At 42.2% G+C, this 19,341-nt stretch carries 25 protein-coding genes and 1 tRNA gene; 22 read left to right on the forward strand and 4 right to left on the reverse strand.

Annotated elements, in window-relative coordinates; all coding sequences use genetic code 11:
• Positions 1-21: 21 nt before the first annotated feature.
• Positions 22-1,326 carry an alpha-amylase family glycosyl hydrolase gene (locus PG418_RS05610; RefSeq protein WP_227120474.1) on the reverse strand — a complete coding sequence of 435 codons (1,305 nt, stop codon included), beginning with the start codon at positions 1,324-1,326 and terminating at the stop codon, positions 22-24.
• A 254-nt stretch (positions 1,327-1,580) separates the two neighbouring features.
• Here PG418_RS05610 and PG418_RS05615 point away from each other — a divergent pair, with 254 nt between their 5' ends.
• From PG418_RS05615 to rpsI, 5 genes are all read left to right on the forward strand, one after another.
• Positions 1,581-2,153 carry a hypothetical protein gene (locus PG418_RS05615; RefSeq protein ID WP_178025593.1) on the forward strand — a complete coding sequence of 191 codons (573 nt, stop codon included), beginning with the start codon at positions 1,581-1,583 and terminating at the stop codon, positions 2,151-2,153.
• A gap of 17 nt (positions 2,154-2,170) precedes the next feature.
• Complete coding sequence (locus PG418_RS05620; RefSeq protein WP_173690442.1) at positions 2,171-3,787, forward strand: GH3 domain-containing protein; 1,617 nt, start codon at positions 2,171-2,173, stop codon at positions 3,785-3,787.
• 9 nt (positions 3,788-3,796) lie between these two features.
• A complete protein-coding gene (locus PG418_RS05625) occupies positions 3,797-6,340 on the forward strand; it encodes an HD domain-containing phosphohydrolase (RefSeq protein ID WP_455346244.1) in 2,544 nt (847 codons plus the stop codon).
• 185 nt (positions 6,341-6,525) lie between these two features.
• Positions 6,526-6,954 (forward strand): 50S ribosomal protein L13, encoded by a 429-nt coding sequence (gene rplM, locus PG418_RS05630; RefSeq protein ID WP_022220779.1) that lies wholly within the window; start codon positions 6,526-6,528, stop codon positions 6,952-6,954.
• 27 nt (positions 6,955-6,981) lie between these two features.
• Complete coding sequence (gene rpsI / locus PG418_RS05635; protein ID WP_008373223.1) at positions 6,982-7,374, forward strand: 30S ribosomal protein S9; 393 nt, start codon at positions 6,982-6,984, stop codon at positions 7,372-7,374.
• A 143-nt stretch (positions 7,375-7,517) separates the two neighbouring features.
• Here rpsI and PG418_RS05640 read toward each other — a convergent pair whose 3' ends face one another.
• Positions 7,518-8,570, reverse strand: a complete 1,053-nt coding sequence (locus PG418_RS05640; RefSeq protein ID WP_054338078.1) for a tyrosine-type recombinase/integrase — start codon at positions 8,568-8,570, stop codon at positions 7,518-7,520.
• A 162-nt stretch (positions 8,571-8,732) separates the two neighbouring features.
• Positions 8,733-9,497 (reverse strand): DUF4428 domain-containing protein, encoded by a 765-nt coding sequence (locus PG418_RS05645; RefSeq protein WP_225084381.1) that lies wholly within the window; start codon positions 9,495-9,497, stop codon positions 8,733-8,735.
• A 69-nt stretch (positions 9,498-9,566) separates the two neighbouring features.
• Here PG418_RS05645 and PG418_RS05650 point away from each other — a divergent pair, with 69 nt between their 5' ends.
• On the forward strand, positions 9,567-9,767 hold the full coding sequence (locus PG418_RS05650; RefSeq protein WP_054338080.1) for a helix-turn-helix domain-containing protein: 201 nt from the start codon (positions 9,567-9,569) through the stop codon (positions 9,765-9,767).
• Positions 9,768-10,014: 247 nt separating this feature from the next.
• Here PG418_RS05650 and PG418_RS05655 read toward each other — a convergent pair whose 3' ends face one another.
• A complete protein-coding gene (locus PG418_RS05655; protein ID WP_173879114.1) occupies positions 10,015-10,368 on the reverse strand; it encodes a helix-turn-helix domain-containing protein in 354 nt (117 codons plus the stop codon).
• Between the two features lie 262 nt (positions 10,369-10,630).
• On the opposite strand from PG418_RS05655, the gene PG418_RS05660 reads away from it, so the two are divergent.
• The 16 genes from PG418_RS05660 to PG418_RS05735 all read left to right on the forward strand — a co-directional run bounded on the left by PG418_RS05660 (position 10,631) and on the right by PG418_RS05735 (position 19,335).
• Positions 10,631-10,909: a hypothetical protein gene (locus PG418_RS05660; protein WP_498837185.1), complete on the forward strand. Its 279-nt coding sequence runs from the start codon at positions 10,631-10,633 to the stop codon at positions 10,907-10,909.
• Positions 10,870-11,751 (forward strand): phosphoadenosine phosphosulfate reductase family protein, encoded by an 882-nt coding sequence (locus PG418_RS05665; protein WP_498837186.1) that lies wholly within the window; start codon positions 10,870-10,872, stop codon positions 11,749-11,751. The genes PG418_RS05660 and PG418_RS05665 overlap by 40 nt, the downstream gene beginning before the upstream one ends.
• Positions 11,752-11,820: 69 nt before the next feature.
• Positions 11,821-11,894 (forward strand) — tRNA-Ile (locus tag PG418_RS05670).
• Positions 11,895-12,521: 627 nt separating this feature from the next.
• The gene (locus PG418_RS05675) at positions 12,522-12,797 is read left to right on the forward strand and encodes a hypothetical protein (protein ID WP_118315627.1); all 276 of its coding nucleotides are present in this window, start codon (positions 12,522-12,524) and stop codon (positions 12,795-12,797) included.
• Positions 12,772-12,939, forward strand: coding sequence for a hypothetical protein (locus PG418_RS05680; protein ID WP_171029245.1), 168 nt, complete (start codon positions 12,772-12,774; stop codon positions 12,937-12,939). The genes PG418_RS05675 and PG418_RS05680 overlap by 26 nt, the downstream gene beginning before the upstream one ends.
• The gene (locus tag PG418_RS05685; RefSeq protein WP_278417047.1) at positions 12,936-13,232 is read left to right on the forward strand and encodes a hypothetical protein; all 297 of its coding nucleotides are present in this window, start codon (positions 12,936-12,938) and stop codon (positions 13,230-13,232) included. The genes PG418_RS05680 and PG418_RS05685 overlap by 4 nt, the downstream gene beginning before the upstream one ends.
• A 7-nt stretch (positions 13,233-13,239) precedes the next feature.
• Entirely contained in the window at positions 13,240-13,686 is a 447-nt protein-coding gene (locus PG418_RS05690) for a hypothetical protein (protein WP_118427225.1), read from the forward strand.
• The gene (locus tag PG418_RS05695; protein ID WP_195487942.1) at positions 13,679-14,404 is read left to right on the forward strand and encodes a single-stranded DNA-binding protein; all 726 of its coding nucleotides are present in this window, start codon (positions 13,679-13,681) and stop codon (positions 14,402-14,404) included. The genes PG418_RS05690 and PG418_RS05695 overlap by 8 nt, the downstream gene beginning before the upstream one ends.
• Before the next feature lie 218 nt (positions 14,405-14,622).
• Positions 14,623-15,414 carry a rolling circle replication-associated protein gene (locus PG418_RS05700; protein ID WP_270475491.1) on the forward strand — a complete coding sequence of 264 codons (792 nt, stop codon included), beginning with the start codon at positions 14,623-14,625 and terminating at the stop codon, positions 15,412-15,414.
• Positions 15,399-15,710, forward strand: coding sequence for a hypothetical protein (locus tag PG418_RS05705; RefSeq protein WP_498837187.1), 312 nt, complete (start codon positions 15,399-15,401; stop codon positions 15,708-15,710). Before PG418_RS05700 ends, PG418_RS05705 begins: the two co-directional genes overlap by 16 nt.
• Positions 15,703-15,966, forward strand: coding sequence for a hypothetical protein (locus tag PG418_RS05710; protein ID WP_147364211.1), 264 nt, complete (start codon positions 15,703-15,705; stop codon positions 15,964-15,966). Before PG418_RS05705 ends, PG418_RS05710 begins: the two co-directional genes overlap by 8 nt.
• Positions 15,963-16,508 (forward strand): VRR-NUC domain-containing protein, encoded by a 546-nt coding sequence (locus PG418_RS05715; protein ID WP_498837188.1) that lies wholly within the window; start codon positions 15,963-15,965, stop codon positions 16,506-16,508. Before PG418_RS05710 ends, PG418_RS05715 begins: the two co-directional genes overlap by 4 nt.
• A 145-nt stretch (positions 16,509-16,653) precedes the next feature.
• The gene (locus PG418_RS05720) at positions 16,654-16,974 is read left to right on the forward strand and encodes a DUF3850 domain-containing protein (protein ID WP_182440384.1); all 321 of its coding nucleotides are present in this window, start codon (positions 16,654-16,656) and stop codon (positions 16,972-16,974) included.
• 20 nt (positions 16,975-16,994) lie between these two features.
• Positions 16,995-17,759, forward strand: coding sequence for a ParA family protein (locus PG418_RS05725; protein WP_118046779.1), 765 nt, complete (start codon positions 16,995-16,997; stop codon positions 17,757-17,759).
• 2 nt (positions 17,760-17,761) lie between these two features.
• Entirely contained in the window at positions 17,762-18,070 is a 309-nt protein-coding gene (locus PG418_RS05730) for a hypothetical protein (RefSeq protein ID WP_498837189.1), read from the forward strand.
• A gap of 26 nt (positions 18,071-18,096) precedes the next feature.
• Positions 18,097-19,335 (forward strand): ParB/RepB/Spo0J family partition protein, encoded by a 1,239-nt coding sequence (locus tag PG418_RS05735; RefSeq protein WP_498837190.1) that lies wholly within the window; start codon positions 18,097-18,099, stop codon positions 19,333-19,335.
• Positions 19,336-19,341 lie beyond the last annotated feature (6 nt).

The following is a 19,341-nucleotide window of genomic DNA, read 5'->3' on the forward strand; positions in this document are numbered from 1 at the left end:
TTTGGAAAATGTCCGGAGATATTATTTCAGATACTGCACACTGTACGGCGGCATCTCAAGCTGTCCGCTCATCTGGATTTCATTTCCGGTGAGCAGGTCGGTCATTGTGCCTCCGAGTTCTCCATTGTGCGCAGTAAACGGTGCGTCCGATGCATTGATCGCAACCAGCATCCGTTCATCATCGGTCCGACGCTCAAAGATGAGCTGATGGTTGGTCAGGACAACATTACGGTAGCTTCCGTGGCAAAGAGCATTGCTTCCGGTTCTGACATGGATCATTTTTTTGATCTGTTCAGTCAGTGCATTCGGTTTTGGCGCATCGAAGCATGGGCGGAGAGCATAGTCATTGTCCGGAGCTTTTACTCCTTCCTCACCCCATTCACTTCCATAATAAATGCAAGGAACACCCGGCATACCAAGAAGAAGACCGTAAGTCAGCGGCAGGTGGTTCTTGTTGGTCAGGATACTTGCAATTCGGGTCACATCGTGGTTGTCAACAAAAGACATCAGATGTTTTCCACGGTAAATGCACCACTGTTCCGGTCCGTACTGGCGGTTCAGAGAGTGCGCGATCTCAAACATGTTCATGCTGTTGAAGCTGGAGTAAATGCCTTTATAGCATTCGTAGTTGGTGCAGCTGTGCAGCATTTCGTCATTGACGATCTGATTATAGTCTCCGAAGAGAACCTCTCCGATCAGGGCAAAGTCAGGTTTTAATTCCTGGCAGAAACTGCGTAGACGTTTCATGAAATTGCGGTCCAGGCAGTATGCAACATCAAGCCGGAGACCGTCGATATCAAATTCATCGATCCAGCCCTTTACACATTCCAGAAGATAATCTACAACAGCAGGATTGGCAAGGTTCAGTTTGACCAGTTCAAAATGTCCTTCCCATCCCTCATACCAGAAGCCGTCATTGTAGCAGGAATTACCGTCAAAATTGATACAGAACCAGTCTTTGTATGGAGAATCCCATTTCTTTTCCAGTACATCTTTAAATGCCCAGAAGCCACGTCCTACGTGATTAAACACACCGTCAAGGACAATTTTTACATTGTGTGTATGGAGATCTTTGCATACTTCTGCGAAATCTTTATTGGTTCCGAGACGGCAGTCGATTTTTTTATAATCCCTGGTGTCATAACCATGATTATCTGATTCGAAAATTGGATTTAATAATATAGAAGAGATACCTAAGGATTCCAGATAACTGCTCCAGTCCTTTAATTTTAAAATTCGAGATACGGTTTTGCCGTCATTTGCGGTCGGAGCGCCACAGAATCCAATTGGATAGATCTGATAAAAAATTCCTTCATAAGCCCACATATTCTAGTACCTGCCTTTTAGTCAAAATTTGGATAAAAATACCATACATCTATTGTATCAGATAGAGTCAAATGATGGTATACTATTTAAAGCAAAAAGTGGAATTTGTAAAAAATGTAATGATATAGTAATGTTTTTGAAAAAAAGGAAAGGGAAGCCATTTTTTTGGTTGCAATTTATAGTAACTTTTATTATAATTTATGGTGCGTGAAAAGGTATTTGTGCATAATAATGCACAAATCATGGAGAGAAAAATGTGGCAGTTTATACTAGGAAGTACAGGATTTATTCTGTATTTTATTTATGATATTAACAGTGTTCGGATGAAGAATGCAGTATTACAAAAATTTTTTGCAGCTGGGAGTATTCTCGTTGTAGTATCGCTGATTGCAGAACTTTATGCAGCATGGGGGAGTTGCCATCGGAAGATCGGAACAATGACCGGATTTGGATTAGGAGGATTCCTTTTCCTTTGTCTGCTCATTTATACGTTGTTTTTTGCGCTTCCCTTTGAAGAAACCTATTGTGAAGAAAATAAACTGCGTGCGGCTTATACGGAAGGTATGTATGGATTGTGCCGCCATCCTGGTGTTTTATGGTTTGCAGGAGCATATTTGTGCATGTGGGGAATGGTCGGTGGATGGAAACATGGGATTTATTTTTTACTTATGATTTTCTGGAATTATCTGTATATTATTTTTCAGGATCTGTGGACATTCCCACGGACATTTTTTAACTATAAAGAATATCAGCAAAGTACACCGTTTCTGATACCGAACAGAAAAAGTATACGGGTGTGCCTGCGTACTATCAGAAAAAATGATTGATCTGGAGCGGACAGTCTATGAATTTAAAAGAAAAATTAAAAAAACAACAGTATAATGAAATATGGCAGCAGTACTGTGGATTTCTGGATCTGTCGATGGACGGTTACATGAAAATCCAGCGGCGGCTGATGGAAGAACAGATCCAGCTGTGGAGTAACTGTGGACTTGGACAGTCGATTTTGAAAGGAAAACATCCCCGAAATCTGGATGAATTCCGCAAAATGGTACCGCTGACGGAGTATGAAGATTATGCAGACATTCTTCTGACCAAGCAGCCTGATATGCTTCCGGGGAATCCGGTGATCTGGATTCAGACAACCTGGGAAGGCGGGAAACATCCGATTAAGGTTGCACCGTATACAAGAAGTATGCTGGATACCTACCGGAATAATGTGACAGCATGTCTGATTTTATCGACCAGCAGGAAAAAGGGTTCTTTTGATGTTGCATCTACGGACAAATTTCTGTATGCGCTGGCACCGCTTCCGTATGCTACCGGACTTTTTCCACTGGCACTCGGGGAAGAAATCGATATTGAGTTCCTTCCGGCAGTAAAAGATGCTGTGAATATGAGTTTCAGCGAACGAAACAAGCTGGGATTTAAAATGGCGATGAAAAAAGATCTGGGATTTTTCTTTGGTCTTGGAAGTGTGGCTTATGCGGTAAGTCTGAGCCTTTCTTCGATGACCGGTGGCGGCGGTATCCAACTATCAAGTCTTCTGAAATGCAGACCGCATATGATCTTCCGTATGATACAGGCAAAATACCGCTGCAAAAAGGAGAACCGGCAATTACTCCCAAAGGATTTATTCCATTTGAAAGGGTTCATGGTAGCAGGTACGGACAATCAGTGCTATAAAGATGATCTGGAAGAACTCTGGGGAATCCGGCCGATGGAATTGTTTGCCGGTACGGAACCATCTATAATGGGGACAGAGACCTGGACGAGAAAAGGAATGTATTTCTTCCCGGATACGGCATTTTATGAATTTATCACAGAGAAGGACATGTTGAAAAATCATGAGGATCCGTCTTATGTTCCACCGACATATCTGATGGATGAAGTCCAGCCGGGAGAAAAATATGAGCTCGTATTTACGATTTTGAAAGGCGGTGCATTCGCGAGATATCGCTGTGGTGATATGTATCGGTGCGTTGGACTGGAAAACAGGGAAGATGAAACACAGATCCCACGTTTTGAATATGTGGACCGGGTACCATGGATCATTGATATAGCAGGATTTACAAGGATTTCAGAAAATGGGATCCGAAATGTCATTCGTCTGTCAAAGCTCCCGATCACAAACTGGGTTGCGGCAAAGGAATATAATGAACAGAACCGCCCATATCTGCATATGTATGTAGAACTGGAACGGGAATCCTTGCTGAACAGTGCCATGAGCGCCGATATTTTAAAAGAGTTACTGAGTACATATTTTAAATATATTGATCAGGATTACCGTGACTTGAAGAAAATCCTGGGAATGGATCCTTTGCAGGTTACAATTTTTACGTGCGGAACATTTGAAACTTATGAAAAACAGACTGGAAAAAAACTGCATCAGATGAATCCTTCTTATTATGATTTGAAGGCGTTGCTGGAAGTGCAGGAATGTTTGAACAAAGTGAGATAAGAGGGAATTATGGGAACCTATGGATATATTTCAATCATAGCAATGGTGTGCTATGGATTTATGCTGCTGATGTTTCTGACAGCGAAGCGAAATAAAATTGTAAATAGCTTTCTGGTAGTGTTGGTTGGACTGCTTTTCTGGGCTGGAGGATCGGCATTTATGCGTGTCCATCTGTGGCCAAGTTATGAATTCTGGTATCAGGTTTCCCTGCTTGGAATTTTACTACTGCCGTATGCATATTATTGTTTTATTCTGGCATTTGGCGGGGTGAAAAAAAGTCTGCCAGGGAAAATATATCTGGCTGTTATGCTGATCTGTTTTGTGGTAAATATCCGGCATGGGGTATTCCTGGGATGCCCGAATGTGGTGGAAAAGAATGGGCTGCCTACTTTTGTGTATGAGATTAAACCTACTATATTAGTACTCTTTTTCCCGGCTGGGATTTTTTTGATTTATCTTTTCCTTATCCTTGTGCGGATCTGCAAAGCAAATCCCAATATGAAAGTACAGTATGAACCGGTCATGGCAGGAGTCCTGGTGTTGTTTGCAGGGAATATGTTGCTTGGAATACCATTTTTCAGTGGGTTTCCGATTGATATTTTAAGTGGTGTTGTAAATGTATTTTTCCTGTTTTATGCACTGATCCGCAGACGTCTGTTCCGGCTGCAGATGCTGGCATCGCCCAGTCTGTGTTACGGTGTGGGATTTTTGTTTTCTGTTATTGTATTTTTGAATGTAATTCCATATCTGCAGAAAATCTTCCATATACAGATGAATAAGAATACAACGCTTTATGCCCTTGCTTTTGCAATTGTGTTTCTGGTGATTTATGCGCTGTTTACTTTTTTGTGGAAGCTTCTGGTACGCAGTGTGTTTGTCAGGGAAGAAAATTATCAGACAGAAAAAATCAGGGAGTTCAGCTCTGCAATTTCGAAGACGCTGGATTTAAATGAAATTCTGGACAAAACGATCAGTGTCATGAAAGAACTGATGGATGTTGGAAATATCTATATTTGTATGCAGGATGCACCGGGACAGCCATATCGGGGAGTGGCAAGTGATCAGCCACTGAATGATCTGACATTTACGATGGAAGAAGAAAACCCGATGATCCAGTGGCTGAAAGAACATGAAGAGCCGATCATTTACCGGGATTTCCGTTATACCGTGGAGTATAAGTCGATGTGGGAGAGTGAAAAACACCGGCTGGATAAGACGCATATCCGTTACTGTGCAGGGTTGAAAGATGGAGAATGCCTGGTTGGTGTGATTCTGATCACAGATGCTTCGGTGAAAAAACGGCTGGTATATGATGAGGTGCAGCTGATCTCATCTGTTACGTCGGTTGCATCGATTGCGATTAAGAATTCAAGATTGTACGAGAGAGCCCGCCAGGAAGCCAGAACAGATGAGATGACCGGATTACTGAACCGGAAATATTTCTATGAAGTGCTGAATGAAGAGCTTGAGAAAAACAGGGAGGCATCGCTGGCACTTGCGATCATCAATGTAGATGATTTTAAATTGTATAATCAGTTGTATGGGGTGAAAGAAGGAGATCTGTGTCTGCAGCGGATTGCAGATATTATCAGAAGCAGTGTCGGAGAAAGTGGATACACGGCCCGCTATGGAGGAAAGGAATTTGCGGTTCTTTTACCGGGATATGATCTTTTTTCCGCCAGAAATATGGTGGAATCTATTGCAAAACAGATTTATGTTATGAATAACCGCAGAACGGATATGAAGCTGAAAGCGGTAACTGTGAGTGCCGGTATCAGTGCGGCTCCTTATGCGGCAAGGAACGTGAAAGAGCTGATGGAAAATGTAGATCTGGCAGTTTATCATGTGAAACATAATGGAAAAAATGGGATCCAGGTCTTTGATATGATGTTCCGGAACAACAGTGAGGGGAACAATACAAGGAATCACACCCATATTTATCAGGAGTATGAGTCTACGATTTATGCGCTGACGGCGGCAATTGATGCGAAGGATCACTATACGTTCAGCCATTCCAACAACGTAGCTTATTATGCAACGTCACTGGCGACGACCCTTGGAATGAACGAAGATATGATAGAGATTATCCGGCAGGCAGCACTTCTGCATGATGTCGGTAAAATCGGTATTCCGGAGTATATACTCAATAAAGAGGGAAAACTGACAGATGAAGAATATGAGATCATCAAAGGGCATGTAGAGGCATCGATCGATATTATCCGTCACCTTCCATCGCTGGATTATGTAATTCCGGCAGTCATCGGTCATCATGAGCGGTATGATGGAAAAGGATATCCACGCCGGATCGCAGGAGAAGATATTCCACTGACTGCGCGGATTTTGTGCGTGGCAGATTCTTTTGATGCCATGACATCCAAACGATGTTATAAAAAAGCATTTTCTATTGAAGTGGCACGGGAGAAGCTTCTTCAGGATGCAGGCAGACAGTTTGATCCTGACCTGGTATATAAGTTTGTTGAATGCCTGGATAATGGCAGTATTACACTGGTGAAGGCAGAAGAAACTGTGGACAATCTGAAAGAAATACTGTAGAAAATTCCCACAAAAAAGTGATGAAAATCAGCAAGAAACAGTTGACAAAAGCCTGCTGGTATAATATAATATGCAGGTATGACGTGAGAAGAAACAGTTTGCACCAAAGCCCCGGAGTGAACTTGTTTTCTATAGAATCTACAATGAAAATAATTAGTAAACTGAAATTCATAGGAGGTCAACCAATGAAAACTTACATGGCTAATCCAGATAAGATTGAAAGAAAATGGTATGTAGTTGACGCTGAAGGACAGACACTTGGACGTCTTGCAGCAGAAGTCGCTAAAGTTTTAAGAGGAAAAAATAAACCGGAATTTACACCGCACATTGATACAGGTGACAACGTAATTGTTATCAACGCTGAAAAGATCAAAGTTACAGGAAAGAAATTAGATCAGAAAGTATACTATCATCACTCAGATTATGTAGGAGGAATGAAAGAAACTACATTAAGAGAAATGATGGCAAAGAAACCGGAACAGGTTATCGAACTTGCTGTTAAAGGTATGCTTCCAAAAGGACCTTTGGGAAGAACAATGATCAAGAAACTTCACGTATATGCTGGAGCAGAACATGCTCATCAGGCACAGAAACCAGAAGTTTTAACATTTTAGTCAGAGGTTTGAAAGGAGGAAATAAAAGTGGCAACAGCTAAATTCTACGGAACAGGAAGAAGAAAAAAATCTATCGCAAGAGTATACCTTGTACCAGGTACAGGTAAGATCACAATCAATAAAAGAGATATCGACGAATATTTAGGACTTGAAACTCTTAAAGTCGTAGTTCGTCAGCCATTAGTTGCAACTGAAACAGTTGATAAATTTGACGTTCTCGTTAACGTACGTGGTGGTGGATACACAGGACAGGCAGGAGCAATTCGTCACGGAATCGCAAGAGCACTTCTTGAAGCAGATTCTGATTACAGACCGGTACTTAAGAAAGCCGGATACCTTACACGTGACCCACGTATGAAAGAACGTAAGAAATACGGTCTCAAAGCAGCTCGTAGAGCACCACAGTTCTCTAAACGATAATTACAAAGAGACAACGAAAAAGATACAAACCCAGGAAATGCTTATATTTCCTGGGTTTTCTTTATGCCAGCTGATTTGTGGAACACCACAAAAAAGCATAAATTTTTTACGGTAACTAACACGTAACTAACAGGTAACTAACACTATATCTTGTTGATCGCGTCTATTAGTTCTTCTATTTCAAAGTGAGTATATACTATTTCGGTTACGCCTTGCCCTTTATGTCCGATTATCTTTTTTATGACCTTATCAGATACACCAGCTACGGTTAATAAGCTTACGCAAGTGTGCCGGGTGTCATGCGGACGGTGCGACATTCCGACGGCATCAAGCAGCGGCTTCCAGTAAGAATCGTAATAATTACGATATTTGAAGTGTGCGCCTTCTGGTGTACTTAAAAGGTACTCACAAGAATTAAGGTTATACCAATATTCAAAGAATGGGTAAACCTTTTCTGCTATCGGTACTGTACGGATTCCGGCAGCAGTCTTAGCGGCGACAATATTAAAATGACGTTCTTCTAAATTTACATCTTCTTTTTTCAAGTCTAATAGTTCACTTATGCGGCAGCCGGAATAGATCAGCATAAGTATAACCGTATAATATGGGTTACTTTCTTTAGCGTCCCATATCCGGGAAACTTCCGACTTACTGAACGGTTCACGGTTTAGCGCGTTCGGATTTCCAGCATTTTTAATATTTAGATATTCGACCATATTTCTTTCTTTCGGTATTATTTCATGTATTACAGCGTATTTGTACATAAGCCCCAGCATAATTTTTAATTTCTTAAGTGTAGGGGTATTCTTCCCGGATTCATCAACAACCATTTGAAGATGATCTAATTTAACATCGACGAAGCGCATTGAAGCAATTTTATCGCAGAGCTTCCAGGAAGCCTTATAACCTTTTACGTTAGATTCACTGACTGTCGGGTAATGTTCGTCACTCCAACGCTCATATACATCAGAAAAAGTAACTTTGGCAGCGTTCACATCGTAAGGGTTGGCGTTAAATTCTGCCAGGGCGGTAAGTGCTTCTTTCCTGGTAGGATAATAGCCGACTGTTATATATAGCTGCTTTACCTTCCCTGTTTTCGGGTCGATATCCCAGCCTTTTGTTTTCTTTGCTACATAGGGGTTACGGCGGTTGCCGGAGAGCTTGTAAACACTTCCGAAGCCGTTAGGTAATTTCATATAATCACACCTTCCTTAAAAAAGGGTATAAAAAATAAGCCCTTTTTAAAAATATGGGCTTATGGTATAATCATATTGCGTTTTGATTTATCTATAAGCCCTTGTTTATAGGTATCGCGTAGCCGTTTCGGGTGGCAGCCCGGGACGGCTTTTTAAATTATCTTAAAGGTTCAATAATTCAGATTTCTTTTTATTAAATTCTTCTTCGGTTATAGCGCCGCAATCTAATAACTGCTTATACTTTAATATTTCATCGGCAGCAGACCCGGAAAAAGACGGGGCACTTGATTCTGCCGTAATAGAATCAAGCAAAGCAAGTATTTTATTCGCGCAATCTGTCATAGTGTTATACAGGAAACTTCCTTTTTTAGTATCGGCAGAAATAAGAGGAATTTCTGTATAGGTATCGTATGTATGATTAAGGGTAATTTTGATATACATTTTCTTAATCATTTCTTTTTGCGATTTCTTTCCGGTAGTTCCGCCGATTACAGCACCAACACCACCAAACACAGCACCACCGACCAGGGCGCGCCCGATGCTTACGCCGCCTTTTGTATATGTTTCACCGTCTACGACAAGTTCATAATCTACAATGTTGTCGAAGGAATATACAATAGGCGTTTTGTTATATATAGATACTGCCGGGGCTGGAACGTGGAAAAGTCTTTTACTCTTATCTACGAAGAATAGCTTACCTACTGTATCTGTAGCCTGGAAGTTTTTGTATAATTCCTGGTTTCCTTTTATGTATTCTATATGCATTTTAATTTCTGATACATTCTTATTCTTTATATTGCTTACAAAGTTCGGGCTACAAAGACTAAGACAAGAAGAACAAACCGAACCTTCGGCAGTTTTAGCTTTTGTCAATGCATTAACTTTACCGCCGCAAACAATACAGCTTTCTTTACTAAATAATCCCATAAATAAGTTCCTTTCAAAAGCAATACTAACATTATCCTTATCCTATCGCGCAGAAAGGAAGGTAGGATAATGTTAAAAGTAAATTTGTGGGAAGTGCGTACAGCCAAAGGCTTAAAGCTGGAAGCTGTAGCCGTAATGACTGGTGTAAGCAAGTCCACGCTAAATAATATTGAAAATGGTAAAACTTCGCCAACACTGGCAAACCTGGAAAAAATAGCCAAAGGCTTAGGATGCCGTATAAGCGATCTGTACGATTCAGAATATAAGTAGTATATCATAACACAGCTTTTTACCTGGTATTCTTGTAAATATTTCCACAATCCTGGAAATGTTTTTAAAATCCGGGACGAGCAGAAAAAATAGGAATATAATGGATATTGTCAAAGGAAGGGGGCTTAACTATAATGCGTGAGAAGCTACACAACCTTATAGACACTATCCAGGAAGAAAAACTATTAAGAAAGATATATTTTTATATCCTGGGCTTGAAGGGGTAGACGTTAATAGCGTCTATCCCTTATTTCATTTCTGAAATGATTTTCTTAAGTACGTCCCATTCGTCTTCTGACAATTTACAAAGAGTTTTAATTAAGTTCTTCTTAAATTCATCAGAGCCGCCGGAGATACGACCTACATATAAGTCCAGTTCTTCATCTTCGGACATTGCGTTAAACATAGAGCCGTTACCAGTTCTGAGCCATTCTTCACTTACGTTATGCTGAGTAACTATAGATAGAATCATTCTATCAGATAAGGAATTGATACCGCTTTCTATGCGACTGATAGCAGCTTTTGTAACTCCAACAGTTTCCCCAAAAGCTTCCTGGCTAAGTCCGAGATAATTACGTAACTCTTTTAAACGTTCGTTCAAAATAAATCCCCCTTTCTGTAATTTAATTATACGATAGCATAAAAAGTAAACTTAATCAACAAAAAGATTAAAAATATGTTGACAAGGTAAATCTAGTACACTATAATGTAAATGTAATCAACGATGAACAAAAGACGAAAGGAGCAAGAAATGAAAAAAAACAGAATAAAAAGAGCGCTACATAGTCTCATTGACAGAATGGACTACAAGCTGCAAAGAAAAGTATATTTCTATATTTTAGGATTGGAAGGACAGCAGAGCAATGAGCGAAGAACAAATTAAAATTTGGAAACAAGTAGAAGCCAAAGGCTTAGAAAAGCTGGAAAACATTGAGAAAGCAATATTAGCAAAGGAAGGCTTTGAAGAAGCACATAAAGATTATTGCGACTTTATAGAAAAGCTGGCAGAAACTACAGGGCTGACAACCGGGGAACTTGATAGACATTTTACTACACTTTTGGCAGAGAAAAAAGTAAGAAGCGGCGGAAGCTGCTTAGCAGAATGGAAAAGGATATGGAAAAACAAGAAAAACAAGCAATAGAAATATTGCACATGATGTGCGGTAATAACGGGTGCGTAATATCGGATAGTGGCGGAAAGGATAGTAGCGTATTAAAACACATAGCATTAAAGACAAAAAATATGTATGGGTTGGAATACAAGATAAGACATAACCATACGACGGTAGACGCGCCGGAAACGGTGTATTTCATTAGAAAAGAAAAACAAAAATATGAAGCTATGGGAATACCATACGAGATATTTTACCCGGCAGAAACAATGTGGCAGTTGATCGTAAGACATGGAACACCGCCAACGCGAAAAATGAGATATTGCTGTAAAGATTTGAAAGAGAATACCGGGATAGGAGAAAAATTAGTAACCGGAGTAAGAAAAGCGGAAAGCAGGAACAGAAAAGAGAACCAGGGGATAGTTACAATAACGAATCCCCGAAAGGAACTTTTAAGCAAAATAGAAGAAAATGAAAATTTTCGATTAACAGACAAGGGGGGGGTGGTTGTTCTAAATTTAGATAATTCAGAGACAAGGAGAACCGTAGAAAATTGCTACAGGACGCAAAAAACGTTGATAAATCCGCTGATAGAGTGGGACGATGATTTTTTATATTGGTACATAAGAAAAGAGGACATCGAGTTAAATGAACTCTACGGCTGCGGCTGGAATAGGGTAGGCTGTATAGGCTGCCCGTTAGCTGGTAAACACAGGTGGAAGGAATTTGAAAGATACCCCAAATACAGAGATGCATATATAAGAGCGTTCGACAGAATGATTATAGAACGGACAAGAAGAAAATTAAAAGTAATGGATATGTGGAGTACTGGGAAAAAGTCTTTAAATGGTGGATGGAAGACGAAAATTTAGACGGTCAGTTAGCATTTGACTTGTACGGAAATATTTATGAGGAATATACATAAGCGGCAATAGCCGCAAGTGCCGTTAGCTCAGTTGGTCAGAGCACCCGGCTCATAACCGGGCGGGCGTGGGTTCGAGTCCCACGCGGCGCATTAGTAGCAAGGTTGGCTACCTTGCAGCAGCGACAGCAAGCGAATAGCTTAAGCTGGATACTGTGATAAAAATAGCAGCGGGTACACCAGCTAGAGAGTGTGCGGATGTATAACAGGTTTTTCTACAGCTTTTTTAATGGGAAAAAGCGACTACACAGTAAATAAAGCCGGAACGGAGAAGCACAAAAATGAAAAAGAATCATTCACGCGCGCCACCTGGTAGGGGAAATGCCTAAATCCGTAATGCAGCCTACCGCGGTAGCCAGTCCCAAGCCTGGGAAAATGCAGAGGGCGGATATTACATAGAAAGGCGGGATAGATTGAGGGAAAACAACATAAAACCAGCGGAAGCAGCGGAAATATTGGGCGTTTCGCCGCAATTTATCCGGGTTGCTATGCAAATGGGGCAACTTCCTATAGGAATAGCCATAAAGCTTCCTGGTTCAAGTGAGTACACATATCAGATCAGTGACAATTTATTACAGCAGCGGACTTCTAAGAACGTAGCGGAAGAGATTAAAAGAATCAGAAGCACGAACCAAAGATAAAAGACTGTGGCAGCAGTCGTAAAGCCCTTGTTTATAGGTAAAATCGCGAAAAAGTAACAAAGAAAAGGAGAACGAAGCAGTGAAAAAATGGGTTGTTGAGATTGAGAAGGAAAGCGGGAGAGTAGAAACCAGGTTAGTACCAGCAAGAAACAAATGTACAGCGATAAGCAACTGCAAGAACGAAGGAGACACAGTATTATCATGTGTTCCATATACCGGGCAGAACGTGAAAGTAAGCGGGCAGCGCGACGAAGAAGAGGAACGCGGCTACGGTGGCTATACTTTCGGTTATGGCTTCGGATACGGGGCAAGAAGAAAGGGGCGAAAATATGGCAGCGGCAGTTATGAGCATTGATAAACAGAAGGCAAGAGCAGACGAAGCGCTGGAACTTGTAGGACAGCTTGATACTTCGATGCAGAAAGCCGTTTATATTGCTACTAAAATGTTTCTGGCGGCGAAGGAAACGCCGGAAGAGAAAGGAAAACCGAAGAAATGACACTTAAAAGAGTTGGAAGCTTGAAAAATAAGAAACATAAGCACTGTTTACAGTGCGGGCGTGTGCTGGTAGGGCTTAAGGACAACACCGAACACGAATGTAGCTTTTGTGGGCAGAAGCATTTTGTAGATATCTACGGTACTACCCTGGTACTTACAGCAGCAGAACGCCCGGACTTAAGACACCGAACCGAACCAAAGAACCCGGACGACCCGGAAGTAGTACAAAAGAAGAAAAACCAGGACGAATTTAAAAAGAGCCTGGCTATATTCCGTAGTAAATGGGGAAGGTAAAGACTAAGTGTTAGGACTGAAAATATTTTTAGGTGTAATGATTGCGTTGATGTTATTAGGAATCATCGGGGCAAGAACTAAATGTAGTAAATCTATCGCGGGGGCTATCGCAATATGTTGTATTGTACTGCTTACCGCGATCGTTGCCAAAGAGAACCAGCCGAAAGTAACAGAAGTAGCGCCGGAATCCGGGAAGATTCAGACAGAACAAAACGCCTGGGGAACGATTACCGTTACAGACGATACCGGGGTTACGAGAGAATACCAGGGCTGTATACATATTTCCGGCACGTACCCGTATGAGACTACAGAGTATATGGGATTATGCGTAAGTATGGAAAGTGCAATAGAGACGGGCGAGTGGTCGCCAGGAATGTACAAACTGTACTATGAAAGCGAAGGAAAGTACTGGGAAGCGAAAAGCAATGAGAAGGAGAGTAAAACCGATGAATAACTATATAACATTGTACGGAGAACCGTTAGAGTATCCGCACCAGGTAAGCGTAGATAAGCGCGGAGTAGCTTACTACGGGTTCAACATGGCAACAGAAAGGGTAAGCGGCATTAAGGATATTACCCAGGTAATCGTAGAAGAAGGTACGCCAGCTTTTGAGAGCTTAACAGCAATCGACCAGGTAAAAGACCTGTTAGACTGTAAGCTGCTGGTTACTGGAAGAATCCGTACAAGAAATATCAAACGGAAGGACACCGACGGCAGCAGAACCAAAGAGAAAGAACACGACAAGAAGAACCAGGCAGCAGAGAAAGAACATAGCAAGTTATATATTTCAGTGCGCGCCCAGGAGATTACAGACCAGGAATACGAAGGAGATACGAACGGGGTAGTTTTAACCGGGTTCGTATGTAAAAAGGGCGATATGCGGACTACGCCGCGCGGTATCCGTATTACGGATATGATTTTAGCGTGCTGGCGCGAAGACGACGAAAGCAACGTAAGCGATTATATCCCGGCGATCACATGGAACGGAACAGCGGCAAGGGCAGCAGATAACCTTAATGTAGGGGACTGTATCGAAGTACGCGGACGTTTACAGAGCCGGGAGTATACAAAAGAGCTGGAACACGGGGAAACCGAGGTTAGAACGTGTTACGAGCTGAGTATTGAGGAATACCAGGTAGCAGCACCAGCGGAGTTAAAGAAAGAAGCGTAAGCACATACACCCGAAAACAGAGAAAGACAAAAAGAAAAGCCGCTAGGTTATCGGGAAATAACTTAGCGGCTTTGCCGTACAAAGCTGTACTTCAACTCACAAAGATAGTATAGCAAATATCCGGCGAAAAAGCAACTGGAAAGCCTTTAAATTCAAGGGGTTTTACCAGTTTTAAGGCTTGATAAAAGTATTAACTTTAGGAACAGGAGTTAGGATATATGCCATACATCATAGAGGTAGTACAAGCGGGTAGAACTGTAGAGGTAATGAAATACTATAGCAGCAGATACGGGAAGAAGGGAATAAAGAGAGGGGAGAGGAAGGCACTTACCAAAGAAGAACAGATTAAAGTGAATAAGAGAGCAGCAGAGAAGAAGTTGAGAAGGCTGATAAATGAGAACTTCCAGGAAGGAGATACACACCTGGTATTAGACTACAGAAAGGAGAGAAGACCAGCCGAAAGAGTACAGATGCGGGAAGACGCAGACGACTTCTTAAGGGAAATGCGAAAGCTGTATAAGCGTCATGGTATTCCGTTCAAGTACATTCATGTAATGGAGATCGGGAAGAAAGGGGCGCTGCATCATCACTTAGTCATAAATACACCCGAAGAGATAAGCCAGCAAGCTATAGTACGGTGCTGGAAGGGAAGAGGAAGGACACACCACAACCCGCTAGACGATACAGGACAGTACGCTAAATTAGCGTCGTATCTGATAAAGCAAAGCGACGGAATGTTAAGAAGCCCGGACGCACTGCAAGGAAAGCGCTGGAATAGTTCACGGAACTTAAGGAAACCGAAGGTATTGAGGAAAGAGCCAGTAAAAGACAAAGGCTGGTATAACCGTATCGCAAGGCTTCCGAAGAAGTTGGAGCAGTCCTATTACCTGGACGGCGACAGCGTACAGGAAGGAATACACGAAAAGACGGGTTATACGTTCTTTACCTACACATTTGTAAAAATTAACCAAACCTGGAAGGAGACAGAACTAGAATGGGACAAACTTTAGGAATTGACAGAGACTTAGCAAGAAAAATTAAGAGAATGAGCCGTAAGGAGCTGGACGGCTATTTAACGAGAGTAACCGACAAGAGCTATAACAACGGTTACGAACAGGGCTTAGTAGAAGGTATCGCACTGGCGGGACAGGCTATGGACGAAATCCTTAAGGAAGAAGTAATTAAAGGCACGTTTCCGGCTGAGAAGGTGGACGAGATCAAAAAGGCAGTAGGTACATATATTGCAAAAGTGCCGGAGCAGGCAGCAGAGAAAGACAAGGACGAAGGGAAGGAAGAAAATGTTTAAAGCAATCTATCTTACCGGGACTATTGTAGCGTTCTGCTTCGCCCTGTTATGGCTGGACGTTGACGAGATGCGGGAAGAAATGCGGGAAGAGGAACGGGGCTACTACCGGGAGAAGCCACACGGGAAAGAGAAGGCGGCGCTTGTATGGGCGCAAGTTGGGACTGCATTAACCGTAGGGCTTATGTGGTGGCTTGTGGTAGTGGCAAGCATCGGAGTAACAATATTGACGATTACAGGAGACGACTTAGGAGAATGAATATAACAGAATCAGAAGACCAGGCACAGCGCCTTATATTTGACTGGGCGCGCTGGCAGCAGGGCAAATACCCACAGCTTAAGGCTATGTACCATGCAGCGAATGAAGGGAAGCGAAGTGCGAGAGCTGGGGCAGAATTGAAACGCCAGGGCATGAAGCCAGGCGTAAGCGATATCTGCTTACCGTATGCTTCCGGGAAGTATAACAACCTGTATGTAGAGCTGAAAGTAGGAAATGGCAAAGCTTCAGATAATCAGCTTAAGTTTGTGGATATGATAAACAGCATTGGCGGGAAAGCGGTTGTAGTCTACGGAAGCGAAGCAGCAATAGAGCTTATAACTGCATACCTGGAAGGAACGATAGACGACCTGGAAATAGTAAGTGACACATACCCGAAGGAAAAAGCAAAGATTACAGAGCGGGTAAACAAAAAACGTTTTATTGGATTTTGCGGCATAGACTGCCGGAAATGCGATAACAAAGGCTGCCAGGGGCGGACGGTAGACGACGTATTAAGCCCTGGGTTACTGCCAGCAACATAAAGAATAGTACGAAAGAGAAAAGCGCTTGTAACTGCTTATGGTTATGGCAAAAAGCAAGGAAATGTATATCACACACGTAACACGACAACGAAGCACCAGCGGCGGGGCTTTTCTGCTGCCGCCGCAGAAAGGGAAGTTTAGGCAAATGAACGCGATTGAATGGTTAAAAGGAAAACTACATATTGAGCCGGACGAAAGAAAGATAGGAAAGAAATATTATGAGAAATGCGATAAGAACACAGCTACAGAGCTGGAAGCGTCTTACTCTACATACATGATATTGAAAGACCGAGGATATGAGCCGGACGATGTTTTAATATTACTGGAAGAAGATAACGGGAAGTTTACAGGAAAGAAGCTTACAGTACAGGTATACAGCACAGAAAGAGAAATAGAAGGCTTGTTAGATGGCTATTGTGTCTTAATGGTCGAAAATATGGGCTTAGCAGCGTGGAAAGTGAAATAAAAGAAAGTGAGGTAGAACGAATGAGAACAGCAGCAGTAGTAAATTTAAAAGGTGGCGTAGGGAAGAGTACAACAGCTATCAACATGGCTTTGATTATGAGCCAGGTACACGGGAAGAAAGTATTATTGATTGACAATGATTTCCAGGCAGCAGTTACAAAATTCTTTGAAAAGCACAGCTATGACGCGCTGAGCATGGAAGAGGTACTTAGAAATCCGATTTTGTTCGCGCAAGATGTAATTGTACCGAGCGGACGCTGGGGGCTGGATATTATCCCGTCTAATATGAACCTGGTAGCGGCAGCAGACGACCTTATAACAGATAAGGACGGCGACCAAATGGGAAGAATCAGACACGTACTTAACCAGGTGGAAGAAGATTACGATTATTGTATTATTGACTGCCACCCGGGAGTAGGAATAGAGGTGCTTAACGCCCTGGCAGCAGCAGAAGACATTATTATACCGATTAAGGCAGATAAGAACGCTTTAGACGGTATGGAAGAGTTAGACGACATTATACAGGAAATCAGACCGTATAACGAAAAGCTGGAAAGCGTGCGCTGCCTGGTAACGATGTACACAAAGGATATTGATGTAATCAAAGGCGAGGAAGCTTTAAGAAATAGCAAATACGACGTATTTAATACGCATATCAGACATAGCAAGAAAGTAACAGCGTGGACGTATGAGAACGGGCAAAGCCTGTTAGAGACAACACCGAGAAGCGCAGCGACAAGAGATTATAAGAACCTGGTATTAGAGTATATGGGAAAGCGGGTGTAAAGATGCTTGAAGAATTCAAGGAAACATTAAGAAGGGTTTTGCTGGCAAAGTATAGCATCGGCTTTATAGACGGATACGAAACCGGGAAGGCTGACGGATATACGGAAGGATATACAGACGGAACAAAAGCGGGCGGTTTTACCGACGGGTACAGAGCTGGTAAGACTGATGGATACCGGGAAGGGCATGAAGGCGGAATAAAAGCGGGTGGCTTTGTTGACGGATACGAAACTGGGTACGAAGTCGGATACAAAGAAGGAAGCGAAGACGAAAGAAAAGGGATAAGACGGTTAAGCCCAGGAGAAAAATAGGGGAACAGTAGAAAGGAGATACAGCAATGGGAAAGATTGGCATAGGCGACAGACTTAACGCCAACAGCAAGAAAAATATTATTTTTGCAAAGGACTACAGAAAGGTACGCTTAGACCCGCGTACATTGATTCCGTCGGAGCATAACAAGTATAGCCAGGACAATATAGAAGAACTGGCGGACAATATGCTTTTAGTCGGACAGCTACAGGAAATCATAGTAGGGCGTGTAGACGGGCAAGACAGAATAATAGTAGGACATAGACGTACAGCGGCAGCAGTCCTTAATATCGAGCGTGGACACGACGAATTTAAGCTTGTGGACTGCAAAATAAAAGAAATGAGCGAAAGCCTGTTTATGCTGACACTGCATAGTGCAAATATCTTTAACCGACAGCTTAGCGACTGGGAATTAACGAACGGCGTAGCTGAGTTTACAAAGTACCTGGTAAAAGCCAGGGAATCCGGGGAACTGACTATAGAGGGGAAAATGAGAGACTATATAGCAAATGTTACCGGGAAGTCTACGGGTAAGATAAATCAGATCAACAGTATCAATAACAATTTGTGCGAAGAAGGCAAGGAAGCATTTAAAGACGGAAAAATAAACTTTTCTACAGCGTATGAAACTTCCAGGCTGCCGGAAGAAAAACAGCATGAAGTTATTGAAAATGGAGAGCTGTTAAGTAAAGACGTTCGGGAAATGGTAAAAGAAGAACGAGAGAAGAAAGAAGCGGAAAAGAAGCCGGGCGACGATTACGAGCCAGCACACCCGGAAAGCATTACGAGCCTATGCTATTCTTGCCAATACTACAGTGAGTGCAACGTAAAAACGGGAACTTGCGAAAAGTGCGATAAGTACACAAATAAGGCAGAAGCAGAGAAAACAGAGGAACAGCGGTACGATGAAGAACAAGCAGCAATAGATCGGGATACAAAAGCGAAGCTACGGCAGCAGTCCGATGATAAGAAAATGGAGACATTACCGAGCGAAGCGACGACAGCAGAACCGAAGACACATATTATACGGCTTGCGGCTATGAATTATGACGACGTTGTAAGCGGAAAGAAAAGTTTTGAAATCTGTAAAGATGCCGGATACAAGGAAGGCGACATTATAGAGTATATGGAGTTTAAAGACGGACGCAACACGGGAAGAACATTTAAGGCGGAAATAGCTTATGTAGTGAATGAGCATAGAGGACTAACAGAAGGCTTTTGCATTATAGGCGTAAAGGTGTCAGAATCTGACACGGGGAAGGAATAAGAGAAC

Source organism: Bariatricus sp. TF06-38A (assembly GCF_027690675.1).
In the GTDB taxonomy this organism is placed as follows: Bacteria; Bacillota; Clostridia; order Lachnospirales; family Lachnospiraceae; genus Allocoprococcus; species Allocoprococcus comes.